This is a genomic window from Phytopseudomonas straminea (assembly GCF_900112645.1).
GTDB classification, from domain to species: Bacteria; Pseudomonadota; Gammaproteobacteria; order Pseudomonadales; family Pseudomonadaceae; genus Aquipseudomonas; species Aquipseudomonas straminea.
Window position 1 is genome coordinate 84510 of record NZ_FOMO01000013.1, and the last position, 17982, is coordinate 102491.

Sequence of the window (17982 nt, forward strand, 5' to 3'; positions counted from 1 at the left end):
TGCTCCAGGAGAAAACGTCATGCTCGAACTACACCCTTCGCAAATCCAGATGGGCCGAGAGGCCGTCGACAAGCAGCAGGCGCTGGCCTTGCTTGCCGAGAATCTGGTCGCCGACGGCCTGGTGGCGGCCGGTTATCTGGATGGTATGCAGGCGCGGGAGCGCCAAGGGTCGACCTATCTGGGGCAGGGTATCGCCATTCCCCACGGCACCCCGGAAACCCGTGATCAGGTGTTCGAGACCGGCATGCGGCTGATCCAATTTCCTGAGGGTGTGGACTGGGGTGAAGGCCAGCGGGTTTACCTGGCCATCGCCATTGCCGCACGTTCCGACGAGCACCTGCACCTGCTGCAACTGCTCACTCGTGCGCTCGGCGAGGGCGACCTGAGCCAGGCCCTGCGCGAGGCGGTGGATGCCGAGGCGATCCTTGCCTTGCTGCAGGGCGCCGCACCGGAGTTGGCGCTGGATGCACAGCTGGTGAATCTGAGTGTTCAAGCTGACGACCTCGACGAGCTGACCTGGCAGGGCGCGCGTCTGCTGAAAAAGGCCGGCTGCGCGGGCGCCGGTTACGCGGCCAATCTGGTGCAGGCCGAGCCGCTGCCTCTGGGCAACGGGCTGTGGTGGCTGAGCAGCGAGCAGGGCGTCGAGCGCCCGGGCCTGGCGTTCGTGACCCCAGCGCAGCCGCTGCAGCGTGGTGATCAGCCGGTGGCGGGCCTGTTCTGCCTGGCCTGCCTGGGTGAAGGGCATCGTCAGGTACTCGAGCGCCTGTGTGATCTGCTGATTGCCGGTCAGGGCGACATGCTCACCCAGGCCACCACTAGCCGCAGCGTACTCGAAGCGCTCGGTGCCGAGCTGCCGGCCGACTGGCCAAGCCTGCGCATCACCCTGGCCAACGCCCACGGTCTGCACGCACGCCCGGCCAAGACCCTGAGCGAAATCGCCCAGGGCTTTGACGGTGAAGTGCGCGTACGCCTAGCCGATGGCGCCGAGACCACCGTATCGGCCAAGAGCCTGAGCAAGTTGTTGGCCCTCGGCGCGCGCCGCGGCCAGGTATTGGAGTTCAGTGCCGACCCGGCCATCGCCGAGCAGGCCTTGCCGGCCATCGAGGCGGCGGTTCGCGCCGGCCTGGGTGAAGACGTCGAGCCGCTGCCCGAACAGGTCGAGAACGCTGCCGAGCCAGTCGCCGAGTCGCCTACCAAGGAAACCGTCGTCGCTCCGGTAGCCGGTTCGCGTGTGCATGCGGTGGCGGCCTCGCCCGGTATCGCCAGTGGCCCGGCGTTCGTGCGGCGCATGCCGAAACTGGATTACCCTGAACTTGGCGAGGGTGTGGCGGCTGAGCGTCAGCGTCTGAATGAGGCGCTGCAGCACATCGATGGCGAAATCCAGCGCCTGGTCGAGCGAAGCGAGGAGGCCAGCATTCGCGAGATTTTCGTCACCCATCAGGCGATGCTCCGCGACCCGGCGCTGCGTGAGGATGTCGACGCGCGCCTGGCCAACGGTGCCAGCGCCCAGGCCGCCTGGATTGGCGAGATCGAAGCGGCCGCCGCGCAGCAGGAATCCCTGCACGACGCCCTGCTGGCCGAGCGAGCGGCGGATCTACGTGACGTTGGCCGCCGCGTGCTGGCGCATCTGTGTGGCGTCGAAGCGCCGCAGGAGCCGGTCGAACCCTACATTCTGGTGATGGGCGAAGTCGGCCCGTCGGATGTCGCCAGCCTGGATCGCCAGCGCGTGGCCGGCATCGTCACCGCCCGCGGCGGGGCGACCGCCCACAGCGCGATCATCGCCCGTGCCCTGGGGATTCCCTGTGTAGTCGGCGCCGGTGAAAGCCTGTTGTTGCTGGAGCAAAGTACGGCTTTGCTGCTCGACGGCGACCGCGGCCAGTTGTGGGTGCAGCCGGACCAGGCGACCCTGGACCAGGCCGAGCGTGAGCGGCAGGCCAGCGAGCAGCGTCGCGAGCGAGCCCATGGCGAACGCCTGCAGCCGGCGCACACCCGCGACGGTCATGCCGTCGAGGTGGCCGTGAACATCGGCGCCAGCGGCGAGGCGGCCGGCGCGGTCGAACTGGGCGCAGAAGCGGTAGGGCTGCTGCGTACCGAACTGGTGTTCATGAATCATGGCCAGGCGCCGGATGTGGCGACCCAGGAAGCCGAGTACCGCCGCGTGTTCGACGCCCTGCAGGGTCGTCCGCTGGTGGTACGTACCCTGGATGTCGGCGGTGACAAGCCGCTGCCTTACTGGCCGATGCCCGAAGAGGAAAACCCCTTCCTCGGTGTGCGCGGCATCCGCCTGATCTTGCAGCGCCCGGACATCATGGAAACCCAGTTGCGTGCACTGTTGCAGGCCGCCGAAGGTCGCCCGCTGCGCATCATGTTCCCGATGGTCGGCCAGGTCGAAGAGTGGCGTACCGCGCGGGAAATGGTCGACAAGCTGCGCCAGGAGATTCCGCTCAGTGATCTGCAGCTGGGCATCATGATCGAGGTGCCGTCTGCTGCGCTGCTGGCACCCGTACTGGCCCGCGAGGTGGACTTCTTCAGCATCGGCACCAACGACCTGACCCAGTACACCCTGGCCATCGACCGTGGCCATCCGACGCTGTCCGCCCAGGCCGATGGCCTGCATCCTTCGGTACTGCGCCTGATCGGCATGACCGTCGAGGCCGCGCATGCCGAAGGCAAGTGGGTCGGTGTCTGTGGCGAGCTGGCTGCCGACATGCTCGCCGTACCGCTGCTGGTTGGCCTGGGTGTCGACGAACTGAGCGTGGCGGCGCGCAGCATTCCGCTGGTCAAGGCGCGGGTGCGCGAGCTGGATCTGCAGCACTGCCAGGCTCAGGCCCGCCAGGCGCTGCTGCTGCCAAGCGCCACCGCGGTGCGCGCGCTGGTCGAGGAGGCGAAGTAAATGGCGCGAATCCTTACCCTGACCCTCAACCCGGCGCTGGACCTGACCGTCAGCCTCGACACCCTGCAAGCCGGCAACGTCAACCGCAGCCTGGGCATGACCACTCACGCGGCGGGCAAGGGGCTCAACGTGGCCCAGGTGCTGGCTGACCTTGGCCATAAAGTCACGGTCAGCGGCTTTCTCGGCCAGGCCAATGCCGCGCCGTTCGAGCAACTGATGCACCGTCGCGGCTTTACCGATGCCTTCGTGCGGGTGCCCGGCGAGACGCGCAGCAACATCAAGCTCGCCGAGCGCGACGGACGCATCACCGACCTCAACGGGCCGGGCCCCGAGGTGGACGAGGCTCACCAGGCGCAGCTGCTCGCCCAGTTGGATGAGATCGCAGCCGGCCATGACGCCGTGGTGGTCGCCGGCAGCCTGCCGCGCGGCGTGTCGGTCGAATGGTTCGCCGCATTCTTGCGTCGTCTGACGGCCGCCGGCCTGCCGGTAGCGCTGGACACCAGCGGAGCGGCGCTGCGTGCCGGTCTGGCGACCAGCCCATGGCTGATCAAGCCCAACGAGGAAGAGCTGGCCGAGGCTTGTGATCTGCAGCAGGCATCGTCCGAACAACTCGATGCCGCCGTCGGCAAGCTGCGCGCCACCGGGGTCGAGCATGTGCTGCTCTCGCGCGGCTCGCAAGGTGCCGACTGGTTCGGCCCCCATGGCGTGCTCAATGCCCAGCCGCCGCGTGTCGAGGTGGCCAGCACCGTGGGTGCCGGCGATTCGCTGCTTGCCGCCACCCTGCATGGCTTGCTCAGTGACTGGCCTGCCGAGCGCACCTTGCGCCTGGCCACTGCTGTCGCTGCCCAGGCAGTCACGCAAATCGGTTTCGGAATTCACGATCGGCAACAGCTCGCCCGCCTGGAAGTGGGCGTGACTGTCACGTCGAAACAATAATTAGAGGTCGCTGCAATGAATGTGCTGATCGTTACTGCCTGCCCCAATGGTCAGGTCACCAGCGTGTTGTGTTCCCGCCTGCTGCAGGCGGCGGCCGAGCGCCTGGGTTGGTCCACTCAGGTCGAAGTGCATGATGCCAAGGCCATTGGCTCGCCGCTGAGCGCGGCGGCCATCGAGGCGGCGGAGCTGGTACTGGTGGTCAAGACCGGCGAGTTGGATCTGCAGCGCTTCGTCGGCAAGCGCGTGGTGCAGTCCACGCCGTCCGAAGCACTGGCTGATCCGCAACAGTTCCTGCTGGTCGCTGCCGAGCAGGCGCAGGTACTCGAACAGGTCGCGCCGGTTGCTGCACCCGCCAACGGTAAGCCGAAACTGGTGGCGATCACCGCCTGCCCGACCGGTGTGGCGCATACTTTCATGGCCGCCGAGGCGCTGCAACAGGCGGCCGAGCAACTGGGCTACGACCTGAAGGTCGAGACCCGCGGCTCGGTCGGTGCGCGCAATCTGCTCGATGAGGCGAGCATCAAAGCAGCCGACGTGGTGCTGCTGGCCACCGATATCGAAGTGGAAACCGACCGCTTCGCCGGCAAGAAAGTCTATCGCTGTGGCACGGGTGTCGCCCTCAAACAGCCGAAGCAGACGCTGCAGAAAGCGCTGGCCGAAGGCGTGCTGCAGCAGGGCGCAGGACAGGCGCAGAGCGCCGAGAGCGGCAAGCCCGCGACCAGGAGCGGCCCCTACAAGCACCTGCTGACCGGTGTGTCCTTCATGTTGCCGATGGTGGTGGCGGGCGGTTTGCTGATCGCCCTGTCGTTCGTGTTCGGCATCGAGGCGTTCAAGGAACCTGGCACGCTGCCGGCCGCGCTGATGAAGATCGGTGGTGACGCCGCCTTCGCACTGATGATTCCGGTACTGGCCGGCTATATCGCCTATTCGATTGCCGACCGTCCTGGCCTGGCGCCGGGCATGATCGGCGGCATGCTAGCCAGTGCTCTGGGCACTGGTTTTCTGGGCGGCATCATCGCCGGCTTCCTGGCTGGTTACCTGGCGTTGGCGCTGAATCGCTGGCTGCGCCTGCCACAGAGCATCGAGGCACTGAAGCCGATCCTGCTGATTCCGCTGCTGGCGAGCCTGGTGACCGGTCTGGCGATGATCTATGTGGTGGGCACGCCCGTAGCCGCGATCATGGCCTCGTTGGAGTCGTTCCTGCAGAACATGGGCACCACCAATGCCATCCTGCTTGGGCTGCTGCTCGGCGGCATGATGTGCGTGGACCTGGGTGGGCCGATCAACAAGGCAGCCTATGCGTTCTCGGTCGGCCTGCTGGCCTCGCAGAGCTACGCGCCGATGGCCGCGACCATGGCTGCCGGCATGGTGCCGCCCATCGGCATGGCCATCGCCACCGTGCTGGCGCGCCGCAAGTTCAGCCAGACCGAGCGTGAGGCCGGCAAGGCCGCTGGCGTGCTGGGGCTATGCTTCATCTCGGAGGGGGCGATCCCGTTCGCTGCGAAGGATCCGCTGCGTGTGATCCCGGCGAGCATCGCCGGTGGTGCGTTGACCGGTGCGCTGTCGATGTACTTCGGCTGCAAGCTGATGGCGCCGCACGGCGGCCTGTTCGTGCTGCTGATCCCCAACGCCATCAACCATGCGTTGCTGTATCTGCTGGCGATCGTGGCGGGCAGCCTGGTGACCGGTGTGGTCTACGCGCTGATCAAACGGCCTGAAGTCGAAGCCCTGGCGGTGGCCGCCAAGGCCTGAAAGAGAAACGGGGCATCGATCGATGCCCCGTTTTTTTATCGCGTCCCGAAGACCACCATGGTCTTACCTTTCACGAACACCAGGCCCTGCTCTTCCAGGGACTTGAGTACGCGGCCGACCATCTCCCGCGAGCAGCCGACGATACGGCCGATTTCCTGGCGGGTAATCTTGATCTGCATGCCGTCCGGGTGGGTCATGGCATCCGGCTGCTTGCACAGGTCGAGCAGGGTGCGCGCTACTCGGCCGGTAACATCCAGGAATGCCAGGTCGCCGACCTTGCGGGTGGTGTTGCGCAGGCGCTCGGCCATCTGCGAGCCCAGGGCGAACATGATGTCCGGGTCCTGCTGGGTCAGTTCGCGGAACTTGGCATAACTCAGTTCGGCCACTTCGCACTCGGTCTTGGCGCGAACCCAGGCGCTGCGCTCTTTCTCGGCGCCTTCCTTGCAGAACAGACCCATCTCGCCGAAGAAGTCGCCCGGGTTGAGGTAGGCGATGATCATCTCGCGGCCGTCATCATCCTCGATGAGGATGGTGACCGAGCCCTTGACGATGAAGTACAGCGTTTCGCTGCGGTCACCGGCATAGATGATGGTGCTCTTGGCCGTGTAGCGACGGCGATGGCAGTGGGACAGCAGCTTGTCGAAGTTTTTGACCTTGGGCGTAAGCGTGATAGCGACCATGCCTGAATTCCAATAAATGAAGAAGGCCTGTGAAAGGCGAAATTCGGTGACGCTGTCCTGCTCCGGGGCAAGGTGGTGCGCTGATAGTGCGGCCCGGATGACTACTTTGTTGTTATCAGTCAGAAGCGTCGTCATACCTCATGCATCGAATTGTGCCATTAAAACGGCATCATCATCGGTGGCAGCGCCGACCAGTGGTCCGATTTGTGAGGTGTTGCACGTTACGGTGGGAACTCTAACAGTATCCGTGCCTCGCGGTGCAAATGCCGCGCTGTGATAAGCTGCCGGCCTTTTGCATATGAGGAGCTGCAACGATGAAAGCTCGCGTTCAATGGGCCGGTGAAGCGCTGTTTCTAGGCGAGTCGGGCAGCGGTCATGCCGTCGTGATGGACGGGCCACCCGAGAGCGGCGGCCGCAACTTGGGCGTGCGCCCTATGGAAATGCTGTTGATCGGCCTGGGTGGCTGCAGCAACTTCGACGTGGTGAGCATTCTCAGGAAGTCCCGTCAGCCGGTCGAGAGCTGCGAAGCCTTTCTGGAGGCCGAGCGCGCGTCTGAAGATCCCAAGGTGTTCACCAAGATCCACCTGCATTTCGTGGTCAAGGGCCGTGGTCTGAAGGAAGCGCAGGTCAAGCGCGCTGTGGAACTGTCGGCGGACAAGTACTGCTCGGCGTCGATCATGCTCGGCCGCGCCGGCGTGGAAATCACCCACGATTACGAAATCGTCGAACTGGGCGCCTGAATGAACAGGGCGACTTAACGTCGCCCTGTGATCGACCGCTTCAGATGCGGTAGGTGGTTTTGGTCATGACCTTGGACAGCAGCGTCATGCCCAGCTTGACCGGAGCGGGAAAGCGAACTCCGCCGGCATCCAGCGCGCTGTTGGCGTGCTCCAGTTCATCGCTGCGCATCTGTTCGAGAATGGCCCTGGACTTGTTGTCCTGCTCGGGGATCTGTTCCAGATGTTCGTCCAGGTGCTTGACCACTTGATCCTCGGTCGCGGCCACGAAGCCCAGGCTGACCCGGTCGCTGACCAGGCCGGCCACTGCTCCCACCCCGAACGACAACCCGTAGAACAGCGGATTCAGCACGCTGGGGTGGCTGCCCAGCTGGCGGATGCGTTGCTCGCACCAGGCCAGGTGATCGATTTCCTCATCCGCCGCATGCTCCATGGCTTCGCGTACGCGCGGCAGCCTGGCGGTCAGCGCCTGGCCCTGATACAGCGCCTGGGCGCACACCTCGCCGGTGTGGTTGATGCGCATCAGCCCGGCGATATGACGGGTCTGCTGGGTATCGAGCTCGGCTTCCTGTTCGACGATGGCAGGCGACGGGCGCGAGGGTTGGCCGCTGAAGGGCAGCAGCGTGCGCAGTGCCATATCGGCCTGCAGCAGCAGGCGGTCGACGGGCGAATACTGGCGGTCGTTGGCCATGAGGTCTCTCCGGCGATGACATGAGTGGGCAGTTTACCGCAAACCGCCCGTACACGGCTTGGAGCGTCTTTTCGCCGCAACTGTGCGGCCCTTCTATCTGCCGGCATTCGCCTATTGCTCGCAGCGGGTGGTTGGCAGGACTATTGGCTGCCGCTTGGGCATAAGGAGTTGCTGTGAAGAACGACATTCACGATCTGGGGCTGGTACTTGATTCCAAGGTCAAGCTGGTGCTGATCGAGTCCTGGGACGAGCGGCGGGTGCTGGAAACCCTCACCGGCCTGGCGGTACGCCGCGGCCTGAGCCTGTTCACCTGGTCGATCACCGAGGGCTTGCGGCGCGGCGACATCGCCGGCGAGGCCTTCGCCGATGGCAGCAGCCACGATCCCGAGGCAGCGTTGCGGCTGATCAAGGCCGATCCGCAGGCCAGTCTCTACGTAATGTGCGACCTGCATCCGTTTCTCGACGACAACCCCAAACTGGTGCGCCTGCTCAAGGAAGTGGCCATGGCCGACGGTGCCCATGCGCCGACCCTGGTACTGGTGTCCCATGCCTGCAGGTTGCCACCGGAGGTGCAGCGTTACGCGGCGCGCTTCAACGTGGCGCTGCCAGGGGAGGACGAGCTGCTGGCCATCGTGCGTGAGGAGGCGGCGCACTGGAGCGAGCGCAACCGCAATCGCCGGGTGCGTACCGACAACCGCACCCTGCAGCAGGTGGTCAAGAACCTGCGCGGTATGAGCCACGCGGAAGCGCGGCTGCTGGCGCGCAACCTGATCTGCGACGACGGCGCCATCACCCAGGAAGACCTGCCGGAGCTAAACAAGGCCAAGTTCGAGCTGCTCGACCTCGATGGCGTACTCAGCTACGAACACGATACGGCGCGGTTTGCCGATGTCGGTGGGCTGAGCAATCTCAAGCGCTGGCTGGGCGAGCGGCAGCGCATCTTCTTCGCCGGCGAAGGCGTGGATATTCCCAAGGGTGTGCTGCTGGTCGGCGTGCAGGGCTCAGGCAAGAGCCTGGCCGCCAAGGCAGTCGCCGGCTTGTGGGGACTACCGTTACTGCGTCTGGATTTCGGCTGCCTATACAACAAGTTCTTCGGTGAGACCGAGCGCAACCTGCGTGAGGCGCTGGCGCTGGCCGAGCAGATGTCGCCGTGCGTGCTGTGGGTCGATGAGATCGAAAAGGGCCTGGCCAGTGGTGATCAGGACGGCGGCGTCAGCCAGCGCGTACTAGGTACGCTGCTGACCTGGATGGCCGAGCGCAAGTCCTCGGTGTTCATGGTCGCCACCGCCAACGTGATCGACCGTTTGCCACCGGAGCTGGTGCGCAAGGGTCGTTTCGACGAGCTGTTCTTTGTCGATCTGCCGGAGGCCGAAATCCGCGCCGAGATTTTCCGTATCCACCTGCAGCGCCGCGAGCTGGAGCCTTCGGCCTTCGATCTGGCGCAGTTGGCGGTGGCGTCCGAGGGATTTTCCGGCGCCGAGATCGAGCAGGTGGTGGTCAGTGCCCTGTATGCCGCCCAGGCGCAGCAGCAGTCGGTCGATACCGGCACCCTGCTGCGCGGCATTCAGGCCACCTCGCCGCTGTCGGTGATCATGGCCGAACGCCTCGCCGAACTGCGGGCCTGGGCGCGCGGGCGGACGGTCAGCGCCAACTGAGTCAGGCGCGGCCGAAGCGGCGATTGAGGCGCGCTGCGATGCGGCGCACCAGCCAACGCGGGAACAGCCGCGGCGCCATCGTCAGCAGGCGATTGCGCCAACCGGGCACGATGATCGCGCGATTGCGCTCCAGGCCGCGGACGGCGATCAATGCCACCTCTTCGGCGCTGAGCATCAGCTTGCCGTGCTCGAGCGACGAGGCGTCGAGCTGCGCATTGCGAAAGAAGGCGCTGTGGGTCGGACCCGGACAGAGTACCGAGACCTTCACGCCATGCGGGCGCAGCTCCTCGCGTAGACCTTCGGAGAAATGCAGCACGTAGGCTTTGCTGGCGTAATAGCTGCTCATCCAAGGGCCGGGCTGGAAGGCAGCGACCGAGGCGATATTGAGAATCTGCCCATGGCCGCGCGCTGCCATCACCGTGCCGATGGCATGGCAAAGCCGCGCCAGGGCCAAAACGTTGAGTTCCAGCAACTGCTGTTCGCGGCGCCAGTCCTGCGCGACGAAGGCGCCGCCGCTACCGATACCCGCGTTGTTCACCAGCAGCTCGATGACCTGGCCGTTCTGCTCCAGCTCGTGGAGCAGCCCGGAGAGTTGTAGGGGTTCGCTGAGGTCGCAGACGCGAAACAGCACGTCCACGGAAAAGCGTTGGGTCAACTCGTAGGCGATGCTTTCCAGCGCATCGCGCTTGCGCGCCACGAGGATCAGATTACGCCCGCGGCGGGCCAGCGCTTCGGCCAGCGCCAGGCCGATGCCACTCGAGGCACCGGTAACCAGGGCATAACGTGACATGAGGTTCTCCAAACACCGTACAGTTCAGGTGCATAGCCTATCCGCAACTGACCTGTCGGCGCTGCAATCGCAGGCGCTTCGAAGAAAATAAACCGCCCGGCAGCCGATCAGCTGCCTTTGAGCAGTTCCCCGAACAAGCCACCGAACACGGCGAGCATGGCGAAACCGCTGAGGAAGATCATCAGCAGACCGCCGATGAGCAGAATCAGAAAGATACCGGCGACCAGATTCACGCCCAGGCTGTTGGGCGGTGGCGGCGGACCGTAGCGGTTGCTGCCGGCAGGGCCTGGCACCACCATCATGACGATCCAGAATACGCTGCTGATAAGCGGTACCACATTGAGCAGCCACAACCAGCCGGACCAGCCCATGTCGTGCAGGCGTTGCACGCCGATCTGCGCACTGAACACCAGCAGGCCAATGAAGGCGACGATCGCCAGGATGCTGCTCAGGGTTTCTGCCACGGTCGTGAGCGCTGAAAGTACGGCCATGAGGGCAATAAATCCGAACAGCAGCCCCAGTGACCAGGCCAGGTAACGCATGCGGCCGATACGACCTTTGAACGAATTGATCTTCAGCTCACCAACCTGGCCAGCGTAAGGATCGATATCCGCGCGGGGCGGCGAGTAGGGCGTCTGTGGCTGAGCGGCAGCAACCGGCGCTGGCTGCTGTGCACTCGTTTCTGCAACGGCCGCCTGGCGGGCCAGGTATTTCTCGATGATCACACCACACGCCGAGCACTCTGCTGCGGTCTGTTGGGTGTGACCACATTTGGGACAGGTCATCGAGGTTTGTGGCGGCTGCGTCTGTTCCGCCTTGACGGCCTTTTCTTCATCGGTTTCGACCAGGCTCAGTGCGGCGGTAAGATCCGGCTCCTTGCGAGCGCGGGCACCGGCACGTTGCAGAACATTGAGATACTGCTCGGCCTGGGCTTCATCCAGGTCACGTTTGATAGCTACCGGGCCGCGACCGAACAGGGCGTCGATGCGCGCGCTGTCGCTCTTGAACAGGCTGGCCAGGTTGGCTTTGACCTCGTCCAGCGAGTTGCCTGGCATCAGGCTTCCATCGAAAACGATCTTGTAGCGGATCTGGCTCATGCGCGTCCTTGCCTGCAGGCACAATAGTGGTCGCCGAAGCTATCCCGCCGCCATTCGTTCGGCAAGTGGCGGCGAGGCGATTTTCGATGTGGCTGAGCGGTGGTTCTCAGCTTGCGAGCGAGGACGCATCGGCGGATCAGAATGGCTTGACCACGACCAGAATGACGACGGCGATCAGGATCAGCACCGGCACCTCGTTGAACCAGCGGTAGAACACGTGGCTACGCTTGTTCTCGCCACGGGCCAGGCGTTTGTACATGGCGCCGCACGTGTGGTGGTAACCGACCAGGAGGATCACCAGGGCCAGCTTGGCATGCATCCAGCCCTGGCTCATCCAGGCGGGCGCCAGCATCAAGAGGCCGACGCCGAATACCAGCGTGGCGATCATCGCCGGTGTCATGATGCCCCGATAGAGTTTGCGCTCCATGATGCTGAAACGCTCGCGGCTTGCTTCGTCCTCGCTCATTGCGTGGTACACGAACAGTCGTGGTAGGTAGAAGAGACCGGCGAACCAGCAGACCATGGCGACGATGTGCAGGGCTTTGAGCCACAGATAAAGCATTGCCGTTCCTTTTCTCGGATGGGGCTTGCGATACTAGTGCCCGTGATCTCAATAGTCATCAAGACGGTTGGCCGCAGGCGGGGTGAGCCTTATCATCCAGATCTTTGACGACTGTTTTCGAGGCACCCGATGCACGTTTCTCCCTTGTTTGCGATGGCAACGCCTGCGGGCGCTTGCAGTGTGCCCGGGCACCTACGCTGATGTCGGGTTGGGAGGTTCGCCCCAGCAATCGGGCACAGGAGCGGCGCCTGCGGGTTGTGCTGGTGGTGCTGCTCCTAGCGGTGCCGGCCGCCTTCTATGCGGGCAGTGAGTGGCAGGCCAGGTCTTCCGAGCAGCGGACCGAGACATTCGAGCAGATGCAGGTGCAGGCCGATGAGCAGGCGCGCGAGCTCGACGAACTGCGCCAGCGCGTGGCCGTCGCCAGCAGCGGCGAGCAACTGGCGCATCAGTCCAACGAACAGAGCCGCCAGACCATCAAGCTCTTGGAAGAACATAACTTCAAACAGCAACAGGAGCTGGCTTTCTACAAGGGCGTGCTGGCCCCGGACAGCAAGGTCAATGGCCTGCTGATCCGTAGTTTCGATATCCACCCAGGCGAGTCTGCGGGGGGCTATCGTTTCAAACTCATGCTCAGCCGCATCGGCAAGGATGACAAACCCCTGCAGGGGCGTTTGAACGTGCAGCTGGAAGGCAGCCTGAACGGCAAGGTGAAGAGCCTGCCACTGAATCAGCTCAGTGGTGATCTGCCGGAAGGCTCAACCGACAAGGCGATTCCTTTCGCATTCAAGCATCTGCAGGCGATTCCCGACGGTGGCCGCCTGGGGGAACTGAGACTTCCTGCGGGCTTCGTGCCCAAGCGCATACGTATCAAGGCTGATGTCGAGGGTGGAAAAGCCGTCGAGCGTCAAATCGATTGGACTGACGGATAGGTGATGGTTCGCCATGTGGAATAAAGGCAAGGAAAAGGCAGACATGCAGCGCTTCACGGGCAAGACCAGCCTGATCGCTGCGGGTGCGGTGTTTCGCGGCAACTTGGAGTTCCAGGGCGCGGTGCAGATCGACGGCAAGGTGCTCGGCGACCTGCTCACCGAGCAGGGTTTGGTGCGGGTCAGCGCCGAAGGACAGGTTGAAGGCGAGGTGCGCGCACCCCATGTAGTGATCGATGGCGAGATCGTTGGCGATGTCTACGCCAGCCAGCATGTCGAGCTGGGTGCCAAGGCCCGGGTTCGCGGCAATCTCTACTATGGCCTGATGGAAATGGCTATGGGCGCTCAGGTTGAAGGCGGCCTGCGGCCGATCAAGGAGCAGGACCGACCACTGGAGCTGCCCGAGCGCGTGGATGACGCTCAATAGTTGACCAGTTTTGTAGGGTAAGCGGATAATACAGCGCTACCACGCAGTATTGGCGCCTGGCGCCGGGAGATAGAACATGAGCGTCGAAACCTTCACCCCTGCCGCTGTGATGCAGTTCACGCAGGGTGCAGCCAGCAAGGTGAAGAGCCTGGTTGATGAAGAGGGCAATCCGCGCCTGAAGTTGCGCGTGTTCGTTACGGGCGGCGGTTGCTCGGGCTTCCAGTACGGCTTCACCTTCGATGAAGAAGTGGCCGATGACGACACCATCGTCGAGCGCGAGGGCGTCAGCCTGGTCGTCGACCCGATGAGCTTCCAGTACCTGGCCGGTGCGGAAGTGGATTATCAGGAAGGCCTCGAAGGCTCGCGCTTCGTGATCAAGAACCCCAACGCGACCACCACCTGCGGTTGTGGTTCATCGTTCTCGATCTGAGTCCTGAGTCATATGAAAACGCCGCGCATCTGCGCGGCGTTTTTGTTTGGGCGTTGTTCAGGCCGGGTAGATGGCGCCGAGCACTCGCAGGCCTTTGGCGCCAGTGACCTCCGGCCTATTGGCGGGGATGCCGTTGAGGCAGCAGTGAGCAAGCCAGGCAAACGCCATGGCCTCCACCCAATCAGCGGGAACGCCGTGATCGTCGGTGCGGCTCACCTCACTCGCGGGCAGCAGCGCTTGCAGGCGTTCCAGCAGTGCTTTGTTATGGGCGCCGCCACCGCAGACCAGCAGTTGGCTGCAATCCGGCTGTGCCTGCAGCAGTGAGCTGACGATGCTGGTAGCCGTAACCTCCAGCAAGGTGGCCTGAACATCTTGTGGCTGATAGGCCGGCTGTGTGGCCAGCTGCTGCAACAGCCAGGGCATGTTGAACAGCTCGCGCCCGGTGCTCTTAGGTCCGGTGGTCTGGAAGAACGGGTCCGCCAGCAGCGCTTTCAGCAGTTCGGGTTGCACGGTGCCGCTGGCAGCCCAGGCACCATCCTTGTCATAACTCTTGCCGAGGTGATGGTGAATCCACGCATCCATCAACACGTTGCCCGGCCCGCAGTCGAAACCCTTGGCGGGGTTGCCTTGCTCCAGCAGGCTGAGGTTGCTGAAACCGCCGACGTTGAGAATGGCTCGGGCCGAGCCGGGGCTGGCGAACAGCGCTTCATGGAAGGCTGGCACCAGCGGCGCACCCTGGCCGCCTGCTGCCACGTCGCGTCGGCGGAAGTCGGCCACCACGGTGATGCCGGTCAGTTCGGCCAGCAGGGCAGGGTTGCCGATCTGGATGGTGAAACCGCGCGCTGGTTCGTGGCGGACGGTCTGGCCGTGGCTGCCGATGGCGCGAATGGCGTCTGGCTGCAGGTTCTGCTCGCGCAGCAGGCTGTTGACACCCTCGGCGACCAGTCTTGCCCAGGCTTGCTCGGCGAGCGCCGCACGGGCGAGCTCATCCGCGCCAGAGCTGCACAAATCGAGCAGTTGCTGGCGAAGATCATTTGGAAGGGCTTGGTAGTGGTGGGCGAGTAATCGAGTGCGCTCGCCTTGCTCGACAAGGGCGATGTCCAGCCCGTCGAGACTGGTACCGGACATCACGCCGAGATACAGCATGGGATCAGCGCTTGTTGAGGGCGAGCATGGTGGCTTTTTCCTGATCCATGCGTGCCATGAGCGGCTTGCTCGTCTGCAGGAAACGCTGCTTCTCCTGGCGGGCGATCGGATCGGACATGGGCAGCTTCTGGCTCAGCGGGTCGACGTGGGTGCCATTGACCTGGAACTCGTAGTGCAGGTGTGGGCCAGTCGACAGGCCAGTGGTGCCGATGTAACCGATGATCTGGCCCTGCTTGACGGTACCGCCTGTGCGTACGCCCTTGGCGAAACCCTGCATGTGTGCATAAAGGGTGCGGTAGCGACTGCCGTGCTGCAACACGATGGTGTTGCCGTAGCCGCCTTTGCGGCCAGCGAGGATGACTTTGCCATCACCGGCAGCCTTGATTGGCGTACCGCGCGGCGCGGCGTAATCGACACCCTTGTGAGCGCGGATCTTGTTGAGAATCGGGTGCTTGCGGCCGTTGGAGAAGCGCGAGCTGATGCGCGCGAAATCTACCGGCGTACGGATGAAGGCCTTGCGCATGCTGTTGCCGTCGGCATCGTAATAGCTGACGTTGCCTTGCTTGTCGGTATAGCGGACCGCCGTGTAGGTCTTGCCGCGGTTGGTGAAGCGCGCGGAGAGAATGTTGCCGGTGCCGACCGATCTGTCGCCAACCTTCTTGTTCTGGTAGATGACTTCGAATTCGTCGCCTTCACGAATATCCATGGCGAAGTCGATGTCATAGCCGAAGATGTTGGCCAGGTCCATGGTCAGATTGTGGGACAGGCCGGCGCGCTTGGCAGCCACGAACAGCGAGCTGTTGATCACACCATGGGCGTAGGATTCGTGCACGTCCGGTTTGACCATCTCGCGCTTGAAGTCATAGCCGCTGTCGGTCTTGCTGAGGCTGATGCTTTCCAGGTCGCTTAGCTGGCTGTGCAGGCTTTCCAGCTGGCCGTCCTCGCTCAGCTGAAACTGCAGCTCCTGGCCGACCTTGAGGCGGCTCAGCTGGCTGGCTTCCTTGCTGCTGTTGATCACGTCATGCACGGTATTGGCGGGCAGGCCGACCTTGCTGAAGACCGTGGAGAGGGTGTCGCCATTGGCCACGGTGACTGTCTTGTTGCGTGGGTCCTCAGGCTCCTGCTCGGCAACTTCGGGGTCGGCATCGATCTCGGCATTCTGCGAATCGTCGCTACCTTCTATCTGTGCGAACGGTGAGTCGGCTTCTACCTGAGCGTCGGCGCCTGCCTGATTGATGGGGAGATTCTGCTGGACTTGTTCGGAACCGTTGTCCATGTCCAGGTTGAGAAAGGTTTTCTTTGCTTCTACTTCGCGGGAGGGAAACACCAGAAGAGCGAGACTTAGAAGGGCGGCGACGCCGCTGGCTGCGATGATGTGTGTCTTTGGATAGAGCGGCGGCGCTTTAGTTGTAGAGGTCATAGGGCTGCTTTTTGTGAAGTGAAAAGGTGAAGAGGAAAAAGAAGATACTGATGAATATGCAGTAACTGTATAAAATATAACCAAATCTACATCGAGGCAACCCTATAGGTGATGGCCGGCGCCCGTTATGTGCGATGCAGGGCAAAACTTGTCATTTGTTGGCGATCTTGTATGGTTGGCTCCCCTTTGAATCTGGTGGCTGTGAGTCCTATGAAGTCGGTTGAAGAGCAGCTCGCGCTAATCAAGCGCGGTGCAGAAGAAGTCCTTGTTGAAGCTGAGCTGGTCGAAAAGCTCAAGCGCGGCGAGCCGCTGCGTATCAAGGCTGGCTTCGACCCGACTGCTCCAGACCTGCACCTAGGGCACACTGTGCTTATTAATAAGCTGCGCCAGTTTCAGGATCTGGGGCATCAGGTGATCTTCCTGATCGGCGACTTCACCGGCATGATCGGTGACCCTAGCGGCAAGAGCGCCACGCGCCCACCGCTGACCCGTGAGCAGGTACTGGAGAACGCCGAGACCTACAAGGCTCAGGTATTCAAGATCCTCGATCCGGCCAAGACCGAGGTTGCCTTCAACTCCACCTGGATCAACGAGCTGACGCCAGCCGACTTCATTCGCCTGGCCTCTCAGTACACCGTGGCGCGCATGCTCGAGCGCGATGACTTCGACAAACGCTACACCGGCAACCAGCCGATCGCCATCCACGAGTTCCTTTACCCGCTCGTACAGGGCTACGACTCCGTGGCGCTGCGCGCCGATGTCGAGCTCGGCGGCACCGACCAGAAATTCAATCTGCTGATGGGGCGTGAGCTTCAGCGTGCTTATGGCCAGTCTTCCCAGTGCGTCGTCACCATGCCGCTGCTCGAAGGTCTGGATGGCGTGAAGAAGATGTCCAAATCCCTGGGCAACTATATAGGCATCCAGGAAGCGCCTGGCGTGATGTACAACAAGTTGGTGTCCATGCCGGATGCGCTGATGTGGCGTTACTTCGAATTGCTCAGCTTCCGCAGCATGGATGAGATCGAACAATTCAAGAGGGACGTGGAAGCCGGTGCGAACCCGCGTGATATCAAGATCAAGCTGGCCGAAGAGATCGTTGCGCGTTTCCATGGTGAGGAAGCAGCTGCCAATGCTCACCGTTCTGCCGGTAACCGTATGAAGGAAGGCGAGCTGCCTGAGGATCTGCCGGAGATTGAGCTGTTCTCCGCTGACGATATGCCGATTGCCGCTCTCCTTAATAAAGCGGGCATGGTGAAGAACGCAGCAATCGCCCGCGACCTGCTCGGCTCCAATGGCGTACGTGTGGATGGCGAGGTGGTCGATCGCAGCTTCGTATTCAAGTTGGGCGATACCCACGTTTGCCAGGCCGGCAAGAAAGCTTTCGCGCGGGTTACGCTGAAAACCGAATAAAAGCGCAAATTAAGGGTTGACCTGAGTTTCGAGGGGCCTATAATGCGCACCACTTCCGGTGCAGCCTGATCTGAAAACTCCTTGTAGATCAACGAGTTAGACGAAGATAAAGGTTGCACGGACGGCGAATTCGAGTAGAATGCGCCGGCATCGACAGGGCGGTTTGAGTGGTTCTGTGGATGGTTCGGTCAGGTTGATCGAAGGCGGTAAATGAGGGTGTTGACAGCGGTTTGTAACGCTGTAGAATGCGCCTCCCGCTGGAGAGAAGATGGTCTGGTCGGGCGCTGCAAGGTGTTGAGAAGAAAGAAAAAATTCTTCAAAAACAGCTTGACAGCAAATGAGGGTGCTGTAAGATGCGCGCCTCGGTTGAGACGAAAGCTTCAGCCAAACGTTCTTTAACAACTGAATCAAGCAATTCGTGTGGGTGCTT

Annotated in this window: 16 protein-coding genes; 9 read left to right on the plus strand and 7 right to left on the minus strand. The window is 62.8% G+C overall.

Features of this window, described 5'->3' with window-relative positions; translation table 11 throughout:
• Positions 1 to 19: 19 nt before the first annotated feature.
• Genes ptsP through BM279_RS21810 form a run of 3 tightly spaced genes read left to right on the plus strand, consistent with a single transcriptional unit; the run spans position 20 to position 5581 of the window.
• On the plus strand, positions 20 to 2893 hold the full coding sequence (gene ptsP, locus BM279_RS21800; RefSeq protein WP_093507318.1) for a phosphoenolpyruvate--protein phosphotransferase: 2874 nt from the start codon (positions 20 to 22) through the stop codon (positions 2891 to 2893).
• Positions 2894 to 3829, plus strand: coding sequence for a 1-phosphofructokinase (gene pfkB, locus BM279_RS21805; protein ID WP_093507320.1), 936 nt, complete (start codon positions 2894 to 2896; stop codon positions 3827 to 3829).
• Between the two features lie 15 nt (positions 3830 to 3844).
• A complete protein-coding gene (locus BM279_RS21810) occupies positions 3845 to 5581 on the plus strand; it encodes a PTS fructose-like transporter subunit IIB (RefSeq protein ID WP_093507322.1) in 1737 nt (578 codons plus the stop codon).
• 35 nt (positions 5582 to 5616) lie between these two features.
• Here BM279_RS21810 and crp read toward each other — a convergent pair whose 3' ends face one another.
• The gene (gene crp / locus BM279_RS21815) at positions 5617 to 6261 is read right to left on the minus strand and encodes a cAMP-activated global transcriptional regulator CRP (RefSeq protein WP_013789731.1); all 645 of its coding nucleotides are present in this window, start codon (positions 6259 to 6261) and stop codon (positions 5617 to 5619) included.
• A gap of 314 nt (positions 6262 to 6575) precedes the next feature.
• Between crp and BM279_RS21820 the strand changes: the two genes are divergently transcribed.
• Complete coding sequence (locus tag BM279_RS21820) at positions 6576 to 7001, plus strand: OsmC family protein (RefSeq protein WP_093507324.1); 426 nt, start codon at positions 6576 to 6578, stop codon at positions 6999 to 7001.
• A gap of 40 nt (positions 7002 to 7041) precedes the next feature.
• Here the strand turns inward: BM279_RS21820 and coq7 are convergent, their stop codons facing one another.
• Positions 7042 to 7689, minus strand: coding sequence for a 2-polyprenyl-3-methyl-6-methoxy-1,4-benzoquinone monooxygenase (gene coq7, locus BM279_RS21825; protein WP_093507326.1), 648 nt, complete (start codon positions 7687 to 7689; stop codon positions 7042 to 7044).
• Between the two features lie 173 nt (positions 7690 to 7862).
• Here coq7 and BM279_RS21830 point away from each other — a divergent pair, with 173 nt between their 5' ends.
• Positions 7863 to 9344 (plus strand): AAA family ATPase, encoded by a 1482-nt coding sequence (locus tag BM279_RS21830; RefSeq protein ID WP_093507328.1) that lies wholly within the window; start codon positions 7863 to 7865, stop codon positions 9342 to 9344.
• A gap of 1 nt (position 9345) precedes the next feature.
• On the opposite strand, the gene BM279_RS21835 is transcribed toward BM279_RS21830, so the two are convergent.
• The 3 genes from BM279_RS21835 to hemJ form a co-directional block, all read right to left on the minus strand.
• On the minus strand, positions 9346 to 10134 hold the full coding sequence (locus BM279_RS21835) for an SDR family NAD(P)-dependent oxidoreductase (RefSeq protein ID WP_093507330.1): 789 nt from the start codon (positions 10132 to 10134) through the stop codon (positions 9346 to 9348).
• A gap of 107 nt (positions 10135 to 10241) precedes the next feature.
• Positions 10242 to 11231, minus strand: coding sequence for a DUF805 domain-containing protein (locus BM279_RS21840; RefSeq protein WP_093507332.1), 990 nt, complete (start codon positions 11229 to 11231; stop codon positions 10242 to 10244).
• A gap of 136 nt (positions 11232 to 11367) precedes the next feature.
• The gene (gene hemJ, locus BM279_RS21845) at positions 11368 to 11793 is read right to left on the minus strand and encodes a protoporphyrinogen oxidase HemJ (RefSeq protein ID WP_093507334.1); all 426 of its coding nucleotides are present in this window, start codon (positions 11791 to 11793) and stop codon (positions 11368 to 11370) included.
• Positions 11794 to 12050: 257 nt separating this feature from the next.
• Between hemJ and BM279_RS21850 the strand changes: the two genes are divergently transcribed.
• The 3 genes from BM279_RS21850 (at position 12051) to erpA (ending at position 13576) form a co-directional block, all read left to right on the plus strand.
• Positions 12051 to 12722 (plus strand): DUF6776 family protein, encoded by a 672-nt coding sequence (locus BM279_RS21850; RefSeq protein ID WP_093507336.1) that lies wholly within the window; start codon positions 12051 to 12053, stop codon positions 12720 to 12722.
• Between the two features lie 13 nt (positions 12723 to 12735).
• The gene (locus tag BM279_RS21855) at positions 12736 to 13146 is read left to right on the plus strand and encodes a bactofilin family protein (protein ID WP_093507338.1); all 411 of its coding nucleotides are present in this window, start codon (positions 12736 to 12738) and stop codon (positions 13144 to 13146) included.
• A 76-nt stretch (positions 13147 to 13222) separates the two neighbouring features.
• Positions 13223 to 13576 carry an iron-sulfur cluster insertion protein ErpA gene (gene erpA, locus BM279_RS21860; RefSeq protein WP_093507340.1) on the plus strand — a complete coding sequence of 118 codons (354 nt, stop codon included), beginning with the start codon at positions 13223 to 13225 and terminating at the stop codon, positions 13574 to 13576.
• A gap of 57 nt (positions 13577 to 13633) precedes the next feature.
• Here the strand turns inward: erpA and BM279_RS21865 are convergent, their stop codons facing one another.
• Positions 13634 to 14722, minus strand: a complete 1089-nt coding sequence (locus tag BM279_RS21865; RefSeq protein ID WP_093507342.1) for an anhydro-N-acetylmuramic acid kinase — start codon at positions 14720 to 14722, stop codon at positions 13634 to 13636.
• A gap of 4 nt (positions 14723 to 14726) precedes the next feature.
• Positions 14727 to 16142 carry a peptidoglycan DD-metalloendopeptidase family protein gene (locus tag BM279_RS21870; RefSeq protein WP_093507344.1) on the minus strand — a complete coding sequence of 472 codons (1416 nt, stop codon included), beginning with the start codon at positions 16140 to 16142 and terminating at the stop codon, positions 14727 to 14729.
• Between the two features lie 210 nt (positions 16143 to 16352).
• Between BM279_RS21870 and tyrS the strand changes: the two genes are divergently transcribed.
• The gene (gene tyrS / locus BM279_RS21875) at positions 16353 to 17552 is read left to right on the plus strand and encodes a tyrosine--tRNA ligase (protein WP_093507346.1); all 1200 of its coding nucleotides are present in this window, start codon (positions 16353 to 16355) and stop codon (positions 17550 to 17552) included.
• Positions 17553 to 17982: the final 430 nt, after the last annotated feature.

What these genes read in the sequence shown, in the direction of transcription:
- ptsP (WP_093507318.1), top strand. Translation starts at nt 20, where the DNA reads ATGCTCGAACTACACCCTTCGCAAATCCAGATGGGCCGAGAGGCCGTC.
- pfkB (WP_093507320.1), top strand. Translation starts at nt 2,894, where the DNA reads ATGGCGCGAATCCTTACCCTGACCCTCAACCCGGCGCTGGACCTGACC.
- BM279_RS21810 (WP_093507322.1), top strand. Translation starts at nt 3,845, where the DNA reads ATGAATGTGCTGATCGTTACTGCCTGCCCCAATGGTCAGGTCACCAGC.
- crp (WP_013789731.1), bottom strand. Translation starts at nt 6,261, where the DNA reads ATGGTCGCTATCACGCTTACGCCCAAGGTCAAAAACTTCGACAAGCTG.
- BM279_RS21820 (WP_093507324.1), top strand. Translation starts at nt 6,576, where the DNA reads ATGAAAGCTCGCGTTCAATGGGCCGGTGAAGCGCTGTTTCTAGGCGAG.
- coq7 (WP_093507326.1), bottom strand. Translation starts at nt 7,689, where the DNA reads ATGGCCAACGACCGCCAGTATTCGCCCGTCGACCGCCTGCTGCTGCAG.
- BM279_RS21835 (WP_093507330.1), bottom strand. Translation starts at nt 10,134, where the DNA reads ATGTCACGTTATGCCCTGGTTACCGGTGCCTCGAGTGGCATCGGCCTG.
- BM279_RS21840 (WP_093507332.1), bottom strand. Translation starts at nt 11,231, where the DNA reads ATGAGCCAGATCCGCTACAAGATCGTTTTCGATGGAAGCCTGATGCCA.
- hemJ (WP_093507334.1), bottom strand. Translation starts at nt 11,793, where the DNA reads ATGCTTTATCTGTGGCTCAAAGCCCTGCACATCGTCGCCATGGTCTGC.
- BM279_RS21855 (WP_093507338.1), top strand. Translation starts at nt 12,736, where the DNA reads ATGTGGAATAAAGGCAAGGAAAAGGCAGACATGCAGCGCTTCACGGGC.
- erpA (WP_093507340.1), top strand. Translation starts at nt 13,223, where the DNA reads ATGAGCGTCGAAACCTTCACCCCTGCCGCTGTGATGCAGTTCACGCAG.
- BM279_RS21865 (WP_093507342.1), bottom strand. Translation starts at nt 14,722, where the DNA reads ATGCTGTATCTCGGCGTGATGTCCGGTACCAGTCTCGACGGGCTGGAC.
- BM279_RS21870 (WP_093507344.1), bottom strand. Translation starts at nt 16,142, where the DNA reads ATGACCTCTACAACTAAAGCGCCGCCGCTCTATCCAAAGACACACATC.
- tyrS (WP_093507346.1), top strand. Translation starts at nt 16,353, where the DNA reads ATGAAGTCGGTTGAAGAGCAGCTCGCGCTAATCAAGCGCGGTGCAGAA.